This window comes from Cellvibrio fibrivorans, assembly GCF_031457055.1.
Lineage (GTDB): Bacteria > Pseudomonadota > Gammaproteobacteria > Pseudomonadales > Cellvibrionaceae > Cellvibrio > Cellvibrio fibrivorans.
In genome coordinates this window covers 1-12,665 of record NZ_JAVDVX010000003.1, presented here as the reverse complement: position 1 = coordinate 12,665, position 12,665 = coordinate 1, and the positions used below count along the sequence as shown (strand labels likewise).

Here is a 12,665-nt window from a genome sequence, read left to right as displayed (position 1 = left end):
GGTTGCCCACTCAGCTTAGTAAGCAACCCGCGCATTACCCATCAATGGGCACTGTGCCCTTCATGGCTTTCACTGGAGGTCGATTTGCTCTTATCCATTCCTTCCATGTCTCCGTGATTCATGCCTTCCATCTTCTCGTGATCCATTCCTTCCATGCCTTTGTGCGGATCGCTAACAGCAGATTTTGCACTGCATTTTTTCATCAGGGCCTGCATCACCGGATCATTCATATCCATCTTGGAGTGATCCATTTTTTTCATCGCATCACAATCGGGCGCTTCTGCCGTTTTGGCATGCTCTGCGGGATCATGAGCGAAGCTCGGAGCCACCATCAATGCACTAGACAAGATCAAGGCAGAGTTAAGAAGAAAAGTTTTCATTGTATGTTCCTCGGTAATTAAAGTTGTTTGACACTGTGTATTAAAACCATGCGCGAACACCGGCGACCCACTGGGTATCGCTGGTGGGCTCGCCATGATCACGGACAAAATCGGCGGTGTTGCCGAAGCTCTTCGTCCAATTCACACCGATGTAGGGCGCAAATTCGCGGCGAATTTCGTAACGCAACCGAAGGCCTGCCTGGCCATCAGATAAGCCTGAACCCGTCAGCCGGTGCATATCGTTTTGGCCATAAAAGTTCACCGAAACTTCCGGTGATAAAACTACTTTCTGGGTGAGCATCCATTCATACTCTGCTGATAAACGCGCGGCTGTATCCCCGGAATCCCCGATAAACAGTGCTGCATCTATTTCAAAGAAATACGGCGCCAACCCCTGGATACCAATCACACCCCATTCACGTTCAGGTGTTGGTTTCAGGTCTTGCCGTACACCAACTTGAACATCCCAGAAGGGTGCAATGGCACGGCTGTAAAGCGCTTGGATTTCGGCTTCCTCGGTTTCACCGTCCACTCGCTCTACATCGGTTTTGATCCAGAGTTTATGCAGGTCTTTACCGATCCAGCCCTGGGCTTCCAGTACATAGGGTTCAGCCTCGTCACTATCGCGCCACTCGAATTGGTCAATCATCACACGCGACAGCAATGGGTCATCCCCCTCGTGGGCAATCACGGGCATGCTGGATAACGCGGTTGCCCAGAGAGTCAGGGTCAGTTTTTTTGATAGGTTTTTCATAGCGTTCTCCTAAACGACCCTGACTTCACGCATCATGCCGGGCATGTGGTAAAGCAAATGACAGTGATATGCCCAACGGCCCTTGGCATCGGCAGTTACGAGGTAACTGATGCGCGAACCGGGTTGGACAAGGATGGTGTGTTTACGTGGGATATAGTGGGGATCACCGGTTTCCAATTCGCTCCACATTCCGTGCAAATGAATGGGATGCGTCATCATGGTGTCATTGACCAGAATGATGCGCACGCGCTCGCCAAAGCTCAGTTCCAGCGGCTTGGCATCGGCAAAATTGAGGCCGTTGATCGACCACATATAACGGCGCATGTTGCCGGTCAGGTGCAGCTCAATTTCCCGTGAGGGCTCACGTTTGTCGTAGGTGGGATGCAGGCCCCGGATGTCCGCGTAGGTCAATACACGGCGACCGTACAGTTTTTGGTGATCACGCAGTCCAATCCCCGGATCGGCCAAGCCGCTTTGAGGTGCGTCTGAACGCATATCCACGTGTGGGCCAAATTCCGTATCAACATGGCTTATCTTGGTGAGCGGATCAAAATTGCTGCCAAAACCAGCTTTGGCCAGACGCGATTTGCCGGTGTGCTGGCTGTGATCCATCTTCGACATATCGTGCCCGCTGTGATCCATCGCGCCCATGTCATGGCCGGAGTGATCCATACCTTCCATTGCGGGCTTGGAGTGCTGGCTATGGTCCATCTTCATGGCTGACATATCGTGCCCGCTATGGTCCATCGCGCCCATGTCATGACCGGAGTGATCCATACCTTCCATGGCGGGCTTCGAATGCTGGCTGTGATCCATCTTCATGGCCGACATATCGTGGCCGCTGTGATCCATCGCTCCCATGTTATGGCCGGAGTGAGCCATACCGCCCATGTCGTGTCCACTGTGATCCATACCAGACATATCCATCCCCATGTCGCGATGACCTAACCTGGGAGCCGGGTCCATCGCCGGTATCTCGGCCCGCAAGGCAATATCCGTGGTCAGGGTGCCACGGGCATAACCGGTACGGTCATTACTTTGGGCAAAGATGGTGTAGGCGCTATCAGCAGCGGGTTCCACGATGACATCGTAGGTTTCCGCTACCCCGATACGAAATTCATCGACCACGACCGGCTGGATATTCTGGCCGTCAGCAGCGACTACCGTCATTTTTAATCCCGGAATCCGCACATCGAAAATGCTCATCGCCGCGCCGTTGATAAAGCGCAGGCGTACTTTCTCGCCGGGTTTGCAGAGTCCCAACCAGCCTTGATCCGGTGTAACGCCGTTCATCAAGTAGGTGTAGGTATAACCGGTCACGTCCGATATATCAGTTTCGCTCATGCGCATCTGGCCCCACATGGCGCGCTCGTTCCAGGTAGCTGCGAACCCTTTGGTTTTGAGGTCACGCACCAGATCGCCAACCGTCCGCTCTCGGAAGTTGTAGTAGTGGCTCATCTTTTTCAGGGTGCCATAGACCTTTTCCGGTGCAGTGTCCGTCCAGTCAGACAGCAGCACGACCATATCCCGGTCATAAGTCACAGGATCGGGCTCTTTCGGCTCAATGACGATGGCGCCCATTAGGCCGGTTTGCTCCTGGAATCCAGAATGGCTGTGATACCAATAAGTGCCGCTTTGCTGTACATCAAACTCGTAGATAAAGGTCTCGCCGGGCTTTATGCCATCAAAGCTCATGCCCGGCACGCCATCCATTTCCGAGGGCAAAATGATGCCGTGCCAATGGATGGAGCTGTCGTGATCGAGTGTATTGGTTACCCGCAAAGTCACGCGTTCACCTTCTTTCCAGCGCAAGATGGGAGCGGGCAAGCTTTGGTTAACGGTTGTGGCGATCCGTTGTTTGCCGGTGAAGTTGACCTTCTGGAAGCCAATCGATAGATCGAACTGTTTTCCAGCCAAGGTCTGGGGGTCATTGTTTTGCAATGGTGTAGCGGCAAATAGCTGACCCGATAACGGTAACGCACCCAGTGCTACCAATGAGGAGGCACCGAGTACAAAGCGACGACGTGACTGGTCTGGTGGCAACATGTCCGGTACTACCGGATAGCGATCCGTTGCGCTGCTCAGCTCCGTTGGTATGTGTATCCCCGCTGTGCGGGTGTCGGGAATTTTCATGTCCATTCTCCTTAGAATGTTTGCGTCAAACTGGTGATGCGGATGTACACCTCGCTGCTGCCATCGCTTTTCAGCAAGAGCACATCGTAGGGTGTGAAGCGGTCGCCCATTTCCATGCCGGGGCTCCCCACCGGCATGCCGGGAACGGCCAAGCCTATGGCTCCTTCAGGCTTTTCGGCGAGGAAACGGGTAATGACCGGAGCTGGAATATGGCCCTCAAATACATACCCGTCAGGTGATATAGCGGTATGGCAGGACTGGTATTGGGGGCTAATCCGGTAGCGGTTTTTGATCGCGTTCAGATCATCGGGATGATGGATATTGGATTTCAGCCCATGGGATTGCAGGTGGGAAATCCATTCTTCACAACAACCGCACGTCGGGCTTTTATATACCTCTAACTGCGCGGGTTTAGCAGCAGTGGCTGTTGATGGGGTGGATGAGGCGTGTGATGTGTGGCTTATCAATAAAAACGTGATCGCCAGGCTACCGATAGCGCCTATAAAACGCTGGAAAACCATAAAAGCTCCAAAACAACGCGAAGGTTGTTAAACATCTACGGAGGGAGCTAATGTCACTCCCGCGAATACAATTGGATGATCTATACGCCAAATTTCAGGCGTAACTGTCCTGTATCAGCGGAAAATGGGGGGACGATAGAGGGATGAAATGGGCGAGCTGGGGATGTACTGGTGATACCCATTGGTATTCACTGAAGTGTCAGATTGGATTGCAAAAGCCACGCTATAGCTCAATGCCGGTGCCGAACAACTGCTGGAAGAGCAATGCCCCATGGTTTTGCAACAATCGTGAGTGGCTTTCATATCCATGGCCTTATTCTGGACATCCATTTTGCTCATATCGTGATGCATACCCATCATCGAATGATCCATGGATTCCATCTTATGACTGGTTGGCGCAACGTCCATAAACTGGCATGGCATAGCCACAACCGCCAACGATTGACCTAAAAAGACCAAGGTAAGCAGTGCGATTAACCAGATAAGGTGACGTCGTTTAATGACCATAAAAATGGATATCGTTTGAATACGGTTAAAAGCATAGTGCAATAGGGAGCATGGAGTCCAGCGGTATGACGGGGCGTGGTCGTGCAATCACAATATTTGCATTTTTGATTACCAACACTAAACAGCTCATTGTGCTGACATCATTTGAATCGGATGCGCATTTAACTCCACCGTGATATGCACGAGCTCTTCATGAATACTTAATTGTTGTTTGAAGTAATCTGGTTGGACATCACCGGTGGTAGCAAGAGAGAGGATACAGGCATATTTACCCTTGGCCACCCGCCACACGTGTAAATCAGTAATGTCAGCTTTGACAGGGCTTGCTGCAATCACTTCCCGAATTTCAGCCACTACCGGCGCGCCCATTTCCGCATCAAGCAACACACGCCCTGTATCCCGTAACAAACCATAGGCCCACACTGACACTAACACGGCACCCACAATGCCCATGAGCGGATCAAGCCAATCGGCCCCCCACAGTTTGCCACCCGTCAGCGCTACAATTGTCAGCACCGATGTAGCCGCATCAGCCAAAACATGCAAATAAGCCGAGCGCAAATTTAAGTCATGATGATGTTCGTGATCACCTGGCGAATGATGATGATCATGGTGGTCGTGATGATGGGCATGGTTATCTTTTAGCAACCATGCACAGATAAGGTTAACCAATAGGCCGACACCGGCAATCGCTATAGCGTGATCATAGTGAATAGGGGTTGGTGAAATCAGGCGCTCAACAGACTGGTACAGCATGAGGCCCGCCACACCCAACAGGAATATCGCACTGGTGTAACCACATAACACTTCGATTTTCCAGGTACCAAAGGAAAAGCGTGCATCCTGGGCGAGACGCCGAGCGGCTGCATAAGCAAACACCGATAGCCCCAGCGCCAAAGCATGGGAACTCATGTGCCAGCCATCCGCCAGCAACGCCATCGAGTTGTATACCCAGCCGCCGCTAATCTCGGCAACCATCATCACAATCGTCAGCAACAACGCCCAACGAATGTTTCGCTCCGCCAAGGGATTGCCATCATCAAAGGCATGCGAATGACGGAGGGTATCTATATCAACGGCGTGGGATTGCATTTAAAGTATCCTTTGGTCAGATTTAATATACTCCCCCCTAGTACATATGCATTCCCCTAAAGGTGTTCTATGGCTCATACCACTAAATCCAAAAATAAATTGCTTGGCCGCGTACGGCGCATCAAGGGCCAAGCAGAAGCATTGGAACTGGCGCTGACGCAAGAAACCGAGTGCGCAGCAATTCTTCAGCAAATATCAGCCATTCGCGGGGCGGTTAATGGGCTAATGACTGAGGTATTGGAGGGGCACCTCCGCGAACACCTGGGTTCAGATGATGCTTCCCCGCAGCAGCGGCAGGAAAATTTGGAGCAAGTGATATCGGTACTGCGAACTTATTTAAAGTAAGTACTTCTGGCGAGGTGGTGGATTACAGCGGTAATTGGCCATCTGTACCATTTTTATTGATCTTCCTGCCGCGTATGCAAACGCACGAGGCGCGCAGTTTGAATTTAAGTAATAGAGTGATGTTTTATTAATCCACCTACTCATTATGCACAGGTTTACGATGCGCCCCAAATTGGTAATTTTTGATTTGTATGGAACTCTCATCCAGTTTGGAGTGAAACATCATCCATTTCGCAAAGTGTTGCAGTGGGCGCGACAACAAGGCCGCTCACCCCGGCCGGGTGATGCCCGATTCTTGATGACGCGCCCGGAAGATCCGGCCGAGCTATTCTCAGCGATGGGGATTGTTCCACCGACACAGATGATCACACAGCTTGAGATTGACATTAAGCAAGAACTTGCCAGCTTGGCATTATTTGAGGACGTGATTCCCACAATACGCCAGTTATCGGATTGGCATATTCCCATAGCTGTATGCTCCAACCTCGCAAAACCCTATGGTGCAGTGCTCGAACAGTTGTTGCCTGATGTTCCACTCCTCAAATGCTTGAGCTATGACGTTGGTTATATAAAGCCTGAGCGAGAAATTTACCAATGGGTTGTAGATAGAGCGAAAGTGGATCCGGCTCAGTGTCTCTTCGTGGGCGACACCTTGTTGGCCGACTATGAAGGTCCAACTCAATTTGGTTTTCGCGCAAAGCATTTGATAAGAGGAACAAAATGCTCCACCGAAACGATTGGCTCTCTTGCTGACATTTTGGCGCTCAAGGAGATCGCATGTTAGCCCCCATTTATAAAGGAAGAAGTGCTGAGGAAATATTGAATGACCGCATCTATTTTGACTCAGTGGGCTATTTTTATAGAGCGATGTCCTGGATTGATTATTACCATCGACATAGAACATTTACTGCAATGATTTATGCATGCACCGATGCAAGGCTCGGGATTGAACATTTACTGTTTGAGGAATTGGTATTACTCGCAGATCCGGCGTTGCCCGACAACTTTTATAAAAAGTGCACAAGAGAAACGAACAAATTTCTCAAATTGATTAAGACGCTAAACCCTGATCATGAAAAGCTCAACCTTTTTTCAAAAGCACTGATTGAACTGGAGCCCGATGCGCCGCCGCTCATTTTTTGGGATCTATCCGAAATGTCAAAATATTGGGGGAAGTATTCGCACTACTTGCATTGGTTTGGCTCGCAAGACCGAACTACAGGCGAGCAGTCCTGGGTTGAGGAGGCTGCGAAGGAGATATCAGGAATTACCGAAAAGATTTGGATGAAAATGGCGTCTGGAAACAGAGGCGTTATGCCGGTGTCGGGGATGACACCTGAAACACAGGCGATTTGGGAAGACTTTAAAAATGCAAAAATCAATTACAGCGATATTAAACCCCGGTTGCAATATTAATTGCGGGTCTTGGTGAAACGGAAATCTTGGATAACAGGGTAAAAGGCAAAAAATGGATCAATTGGCTTTCAAGTTTCCAGACTACACCATACTCATTCTTGACCAACTAAGGCAAGCTGATTGGTTCGCCCATTGCCTGCAAGTGGACACCGAAGATGATATCTATAACCCGGCGCTGTATCTGTATCATAATCACATAAACGGCATCGCCTATCATTTAATTTTCGATCTAAATATTTATCAGTATGTACTGAGCGCCTATAAAAAGACTGATAAGAAGCAGATCCACAGGGACGCAATTGCGTTAATGGTGTTTTGTAAGTTCACCGATATCCTGGTGGATCCAACTTTCGCCATCTATGAAAAAATTAATTATCAAAATGATTTTTCTGATGAAATTCTTGAGGATTTGATCCTTTTCAGGCAGCTCGATAATGCCGACATGGACCAGCTTGCCCAGTTCGCCCTTGGGCATACAGATCTAATCGCGTTACCGGGTCCGCCAGAAACCGATAAGGGGCAACTTCGACACGAATTGACTAAATACCATCGTTTAAAAAAATGGGACACGCTGTACCTGATAGTGTTAAAAATTACCTGCCTTTGCCATTGCGATTCTGCGCCAACACATCAAAAAGTGCAGAAACTGCTTGATTGGTGTCATCAGTATTTTCTATTTAGCCTGGCTGCCACGAGCTTTGCGATAAGCCTGTTTGCTGCCTCATCGAGTTTGATGAAATATAAACCTGCCGCACCTCAACAGGATCGGAAAAAAGCATTAATGAATATGACGTGGGATTTATTTTACGTCGATAAGTTTTTTGAAAAATGGGTCGCAAAAGATGGCGCTGTGGAATCCATCTACGCCACCAATGATGGACCGCTTAAAGAAGTTCTGTACAGAGCAATCTCCTTGCAACTACAGCCTGATGCCTCGCAGTTTGCAGATGACTTACCAGACAAACTGATAAAGGTCATAGCGGCGATTTCAGAACGAATGGTTGATGAAAAAGGACGTAACCTGCGAAAGGGTATGGACTTCAAAACTTATCGAGACGCATTAATTTCGGAGCTTGAAATAGTATTGCACGTCCGATGATGCCGTTCTAAAAGTGGCGGCCAAACTTAGGGTAGAAGACGATACTCATCGAGATTGATTGCTTCTACGGGGTGTCCATATGATAATTGGTTCGCGGGGCGACTGACCAGATGAGATTGAGCGCCCCCCTGCATTGAAAATTGACCCACCCTGGATGGTTTATTTTACGGGATTTAATTCAAGAGGAACTGGATCTTGTAGATGAAGCTCACATGGGAAAAAATAATTGGGATTCGATGTTTATTGCCGGATTGTTGCATCAAGACGTATTAGTCTGGTTATCTGATAGATTTAATCAACAAGGACGCATGGAGGATGCTCCTTTATGTCCGCAGTAAAACTCAGGCGTACTTATACATAATTCGCACGTTTCATATTGGCAAACGTGGAGTATTCAGCCTGAAAGTTGTAGCTTTGATTACACAATATTAATTTCGAAATTAGAAAATTGTTTAAAACTGACCCGGTGGTCGATGTTTGGAGAGAAATCGAAGGTAACACTTCCAGTCTTCATGGCCGTAACTAGCTGAACTATAGAGAATCCCTGGTGCTGGATTCCAGCTCTAGATATGGGCTTCTTGGGCACTCCAATGCGAGCCTTGAGGCTCAAATCGCGAATAAATTTTTCACAGTGATTTTTGTCGATTACCCAGTCCCGATTAAGGCGGTTTGGCTTTTGAATTGCGGTTAGTATTTGGCTATCCAATAATTGCCTGAGCTGATGTCTTGTAATTTCCAGTTCATGGCACGCCTCGTTCATAGTCCAGTTTGACCCAAGTTCGGTGGCCAACGCATCTGCTTCATCAAGCAAGTAATGAGCTTTCCCTTTAAAAATTACCCTTGATAAGCGGTTCATAATTACATAACTATCAATACGTTCCGGTCGGCAGCCGATGACAACAGCTGCTTTTTTTTTGGAAATGATATTGCGCGAGGCGATTGACGACGTGATCCTAGTGACGCGCTGACTATCCAGTACCCCGGGCCAATACGTAGCCACGTAACGATCAAATTCTTCCTTGATAACTGCAATGCCTTGGTTGAGTCGCCTTCTATGTAGCTGCTCGTAAAGATCTCTATAATGTTTATTGATTCCAGCGATGCCCCTTTTACTCATCGGATTATCAATGAATTGAGAAAGTAAAGAATAAAATGCATCTGGCCAATTCCTTAACAAATTCCATATGGCTGTGTAATGTTGAGCGAGTTCAATATTTTCCATCCTGTTGGGATTAAAATTATCCCCTACCAGTCTCGCTGAATAATGTGCAAGAAAATTTATCAACGTCAATGACTCCCGGAATGTTAAACCTCGAACTATCTTTGGAATCTCCACTGTATGGACGGTATTCGATAATAGGCTATTAACGTAAGCATTGAATTGAAAAACAGATGAGCCGAATTTTTGGTGAGGCGCTAGAATAGGCTCATGGTTAGTATCGAAACTATCAAGCCTTGGGCGATACCAACTCAATCGTTTTCCCGTATCTTCTTGCACATCTACCAATAATTTCTGGTGTTTATTACAAGCGACAACCGGTAAAAACGACCAATAATATTTGCAATAACCCAGTTCCTGTAGACAGTCTGGACACAATTTTGGGTGTTTGACCAATATATAGGGGGAATCTATCACGCGTCTAAAACTCCGATACACTTCAGCGGTTGGTGCAAAGGAAACTTTTAAGTCTAACTGCAAAAAATGCGACGACAAATCAAATTCGCCCGTTAAAATCTGATGTACCGGGACCCTAGCGTTTTTCCACTTAAGCCCAGCGAAATCCAGGAGTTTCCCTATGTGGCTAAAACCATTGTGTTGAGAAATACGGATAAGATAACTAACCTGACATTCATCAGAGAAAGGCGCGGGCCTGAATAAAAGTTTACCCATCTGTCCCTCCCTAATCATCTTCATTCATCTATTGATCGGCTGTCTATCAAAAAGGCAATCACCCGTCATTTCAATAAATTTTTCGTAGTCAACTCGTTGCTGATCGATATGCCCCGGTAGCTCTGTAGTTCCAATTACAATCCGTCCATTTCGCGATATTGATTCCAATTGAGAATCGGACAAAATTCTCGACTCTAGAATAAATTTGCAGAGGATCCTGTCTGACACCCTGCTAAGATTCACCCTTCGAAACGCATTCTTTTGAGAAATTTCATCTGCAAAAGTAAGCTCATCTTTTATAAAAAAATGTTGGTTAATTCCGTAAAGATATGAGTAAAAAACAGGATTAATAAAATAGGCTTCTGATAATACCCAGCTTTTTACATCAGGATAATACATCAAGTACGATCTTTGAATACAGACTAAAACAGCCGTCTTAATGAATAACGAAAACTCAGTCTTACATCCAATGAGCTTTTCCGTCATTTTCTCTAGACGATTAGAAATTGCTAAGCCTGCAATGGATTCAAGAGTGACGAAATCAAATATATCCATACTAACAAACGAGAATGAAAACCTTTCATTTAGAAATCTAATCACCCTTCTCCACAAAGTTATTTCTAGCTCAATAATGTAATTTTCACGTTGCAAATTTTCAAAATTAAATGTTTTTAAAGGATTATTTCTAAGAATTGCAGATACGTATGTACAACTTATGGATCTTCGGTCCAATGTAGCGACATATTCCGTCGTACCTGTCAACGTTGGACTGTTGTAGAGAATATTGTCGACAACTACAAGTCTTACATTATGCTTGTGGCAGATTTTATACTCTTGATATCGCCAATAAAATTTTCTATATGGATTTTCACCCCAACAACCCACGCATACTTTGTTAGGCTGACTGACTCTGTAAGCATCCAGATTCAACTCTGAATAAACAAGGGATCGTCGTATTATGAACTCCAAAGCGATTCTACATTTATACCAACGAATATAGAATGGATATCTAGCTTCGAACTCTTTGCTGTCTGGATCCGGATTTTTTTCCTGGCAATCATCGGGATGCAGATTGTTGTATATTTTTGATAAGAAGCGCATGAAATCCGCGCTGTCTTTAAAGCCGTTCCAACAGGATAATCGCGCAAGGTAATCGGGAAAGCACTCATCCGGAAATTTATCCGCTCTGTATAGTAGCTTCACCTGCACACCCTGATCGATTTCGAGCAGATCTAATTTCTCACCAAAGTTCTGCATCTGTAAAACTCTAATAATAAAAATAGGTTCGGGTCTCACGAACATATTCTAATTGAGGAATACTGAAAAAAATCAACCTGCATTTACCATCGGTTTCCACTTTTTTGCATCTGATGCTCACTCAGCCTGTCAGACAAAATACTTTATTTTCCTTTGATACACCGTAAGTCACAAATTGTGCATCAATAATTGCGTTTTTATTTGCGCGATACCCGAAGTGCCAATCAGAATTAACCACCAGCTCATTTAGAACAAGCTTATCAATACTTACTAAAAATGAATTAAATTCATCGTCGACTCCATAGCTGCGGAGGACATTTGCAAATAATTCGATGTCAACCTTTCTGTCCTCCATCTCTGACATCATAAATGCCTCGCTTATGAGCTCTGCCGTGAGAGACAGATTTCCATTGGTCGCGGCGAAGCATCTCAATGCCATTGCGGTACCTGAAATATCAAGGTCGGACGAAAGACCATAAGCATTAGCCAACAGCTTCAATAGCCTTCTATAGTCGTCCCGGTCTTTTTTGTTGCTTACTCGGTAAGGCGGGAATACGCGTCGATACGCTATGCGGCGCTTCAACTGACGATTAGAGTCAACAAGGTATTTGCTCCATGGCATACCCATGAAAACTATAGGAATTTCCGTGTCTTTAATAAGATCTTTGAACAAATCGGCTATTCCTACTACTACTTGTGCGCTACGACGCTCAATGATTACTTGAATCTCATCGAGAATGAACAGTTCTACACACGTGGTCCGAATCAAGTTAATCAACCGATCGTAGAGCTCAACTTTATTTTTCGCACCACGCCCCATCTGAGGATCACCCAGACCTATCAAAAGGGATTTTAAAAATTCCTCTACATTAGATACTGATCTCAACTCGAAATGTAAAACAGGTATATAAGTTCTTTCCAACTGCTCAATGATAGGATTCATTTTCACATAGTGCTTTGCCAGTTCGCTCTTGCCGCTGCCGGACTCGCCGGTTAACAGTAAGCATGACGCAACTCCGTAACGTTTTTTTTTGAGCCTAAGGGTATCGAATAAGTCAAGCACTTCCGTGTGAAATGGACTCTTGATAAAGGGGCGTTCACTCGGGGGACTGTTCATTATTCTACGCTCCACCCGTCAAAGCTAAGTTCATCGTCCAACAAGTCGACACTCACTTTTGCAACTCGTCTGGAGTTATCGACGACTAACTTAAGATCGTTAACTCCTACCTTTTGTGATCTAGCAGCTTTAGATGCTGTAACTTGCGTTTTC

The 12,665-nt window shown here is 46.4% G+C and carries 13 protein-coding genes; 4 read left to right on the top strand and 9 right to left on the bottom strand.

Annotation, left to right across the window (positions count from 1 at the left end):
- Nucleotides 1-41: 41 nt before the first annotated feature.
- The 6 genes from J2X05_RS08715 to dmeF all read right to left on the bottom strand — a co-directional run bounded on the left by J2X05_RS08715 (nucleotide 42) and on the right by dmeF (nucleotide 5,387).
- Complete coding sequence (locus J2X05_RS08715; protein ID WP_310072523.1) at nucleotides 42-332, bottom strand: hypothetical protein; 291 nt, start codon at nucleotides 330-332, stop codon at nucleotides 42-44.
- 88 nt (nucleotides 333-420) lie between these two features.
- Nucleotides 421-1,134, bottom strand: a complete 714-nt coding sequence (locus J2X05_RS08710; protein WP_310071398.1) for a copper resistance protein B — start codon at nucleotides 1,132-1,134, stop codon at nucleotides 421-423.
- A 9-nt stretch (nucleotides 1,135-1,143) separates the two neighbouring features.
- Nucleotides 1,144-3,267 carry a copper resistance system multicopper oxidase gene (locus J2X05_RS08705; protein ID WP_310071395.1) on the bottom strand — a complete coding sequence of 708 codons (2,124 nt, stop codon included), beginning with the start codon at nucleotides 3,265-3,267 and terminating at the stop codon, nucleotides 1,144-1,146.
- Between the two features lie 11 nt (nucleotides 3,268-3,278).
- Nucleotides 3,279-3,788 (bottom strand): DUF411 domain-containing protein, encoded by a 510-nt coding sequence (locus J2X05_RS08700; RefSeq protein ID WP_310071393.1) that lies wholly within the window; start codon nucleotides 3,786-3,788, stop codon nucleotides 3,279-3,281.
- 114 nt (nucleotides 3,789-3,902) lie between these two features.
- Complete coding sequence (locus tag J2X05_RS08695) at nucleotides 3,903-4,295, bottom strand: hypothetical protein (protein WP_310071390.1); 393 nt, start codon at nucleotides 4,293-4,295, stop codon at nucleotides 3,903-3,905.
- 126 nt (nucleotides 4,296-4,421) lie between these two features.
- Nucleotides 4,422-5,387 (bottom strand): CDF family Co(II)/Ni(II) efflux transporter DmeF, encoded by a 966-nt coding sequence (dmeF, locus tag J2X05_RS08690; protein ID WP_310071387.1) that lies wholly within the window; start codon nucleotides 5,385-5,387, stop codon nucleotides 4,422-4,424.
- A 69-nt stretch (nucleotides 5,388-5,456) separates the two neighbouring features.
- On the opposite strand from dmeF, the gene J2X05_RS08685 reads away from it, so the two are divergent.
- The 4 genes from J2X05_RS08685 (at nucleotide 5,457) to J2X05_RS08670 (ending at nucleotide 8,247) form a co-directional block, all read left to right on the top strand.
- Entirely contained in the window at nucleotides 5,457-5,732 is a 276-nt protein-coding gene (locus J2X05_RS08685; RefSeq protein ID WP_310071384.1) for a metal/formaldehyde-sensitive transcriptional repressor, read from the top strand.
- 160 nt (nucleotides 5,733-5,892) lie between these two features.
- Nucleotides 5,893-6,516 carry an HAD family hydrolase gene (locus J2X05_RS08680; RefSeq protein WP_310071382.1) on the top strand — a complete coding sequence of 208 codons (624 nt, stop codon included), beginning with the start codon at nucleotides 5,893-5,895 and terminating at the stop codon, nucleotides 6,514-6,516.
- Nucleotides 6,510-7,148: a hypothetical protein gene (locus J2X05_RS08675; RefSeq protein ID WP_310071379.1), complete on the top strand. Its 639-nt coding sequence runs from the start codon at nucleotides 6,510-6,512 to the stop codon at nucleotides 7,146-7,148. The genes J2X05_RS08680 and J2X05_RS08675 overlap by 7 nt, the downstream gene beginning before the upstream one ends.
- Nucleotides 7,149-7,200: 52 nt before the next feature.
- Nucleotides 7,201-8,247, top strand: a complete 1,047-nt coding sequence (locus tag J2X05_RS08670; RefSeq protein WP_310071377.1) for a hypothetical protein — start codon at nucleotides 7,201-7,203, stop codon at nucleotides 8,245-8,247.
- Nucleotides 8,248-8,665: 418 nt separating this feature from the next.
- Here J2X05_RS08670 and J2X05_RS08665 read toward each other — a convergent pair whose 3' ends face one another.
- The 3 genes from J2X05_RS08665 to J2X05_RS08655 all read right to left on the bottom strand — a co-directional run bounded on the left by J2X05_RS08665 (nucleotide 8,666) and on the right by J2X05_RS08655 (nucleotide 12,512).
- Nucleotides 8,666-10,138 (bottom strand): TniQ family protein, encoded by a 1,473-nt coding sequence (locus J2X05_RS08665; protein ID WP_310071373.1) that lies wholly within the window; start codon nucleotides 10,136-10,138, stop codon nucleotides 8,666-8,668.
- Between the two features lie 24 nt (nucleotides 10,139-10,162).
- Nucleotides 10,163-11,395 (bottom strand): TniQ family protein, encoded by a 1,233-nt coding sequence (locus tag J2X05_RS08660; RefSeq protein WP_310071370.1) that lies wholly within the window; start codon nucleotides 11,393-11,395, stop codon nucleotides 10,163-10,165.
- A gap of 121 nt (nucleotides 11,396-11,516) precedes the next feature.
- A complete protein-coding gene (locus J2X05_RS08655) occupies nucleotides 11,517-12,512 on the bottom strand; it encodes a TniB family NTP-binding protein (protein ID WP_310071367.1) in 996 nt (331 codons plus the stop codon).
- Nucleotides 12,513-12,665: the final 153 nt, after the last annotated feature.

Coding starts and splice junctions, on each gene's coding strand:
- J2X05_RS08685 (WP_310071384.1), top strand. CDS start 5,457: ATGGCTCATACCACTAAATCCAAAAATAAATTGCTTGGCCGCGTACGG.
- J2X05_RS08705 (WP_310071395.1), bottom strand. CDS start 3,267: ATGAAAATTCCCGACACCCGCACAGCGGGGATACACATACCAACGGAG.
- J2X05_RS08680 (WP_310071382.1), top strand. CDS start 5,893: ATGCGCCCCAAATTGGTAATTTTTGATTTGTATGGAACTCTCATCCAG.
- J2X05_RS08715 (WP_310072523.1), bottom strand. CDS start 332: ATGGTGGCTCCGAGCTTCGCTCATGATCCCGCAGAGCATGCCAAAACG.
- dmeF (WP_310071387.1), bottom strand. CDS start 5,387: ATGCAATCCCACGCCGTTGATATAGATACCCTCCGTCATTCGCATGCC.
- J2X05_RS08655 (WP_310071367.1), bottom strand. CDS start 12,512: ATGAACAGTCCCCCGAGTGAACGCCCCTTTATCAAGAGTCCATTTCAC.
- J2X05_RS08675 (WP_310071379.1), top strand. CDS start 6,510: ATGTTAGCCCCCATTTATAAAGGAAGAAGTGCTGAGGAAATATTGAAT.
- J2X05_RS08710 (WP_310071398.1), bottom strand. CDS start 1,134: ATGAAAAACCTATCAAAAAAACTGACCCTGACTCTCTGGGCAACCGCG.
- J2X05_RS08695 (WP_310071390.1), bottom strand. CDS start 4,295: ATGGTCATTAAACGACGTCACCTTATCTGGTTAATCGCACTGCTTACC.
- J2X05_RS08660 (WP_310071370.1), bottom strand. CDS start 11,395: ATGCAGAACTTTGGTGAGAAATTAGATCTGCTCGAAATCGATCAGGGT.
- J2X05_RS08700 (WP_310071393.1), bottom strand. CDS start 3,788: ATGGTTTTCCAGCGTTTTATAGGCGCTATCGGTAGCCTGGCGATCACG.
- J2X05_RS08670 (WP_310071377.1), top strand. CDS start 7,201: ATGGATCAATTGGCTTTCAAGTTTCCAGACTACACCATACTCATTCTT.
- J2X05_RS08665 (WP_310071373.1), bottom strand. CDS start 10,138: ATGGGTAAACTTTTATTCAGGCCCGCGCCTTTCTCTGATGAATGTCAG.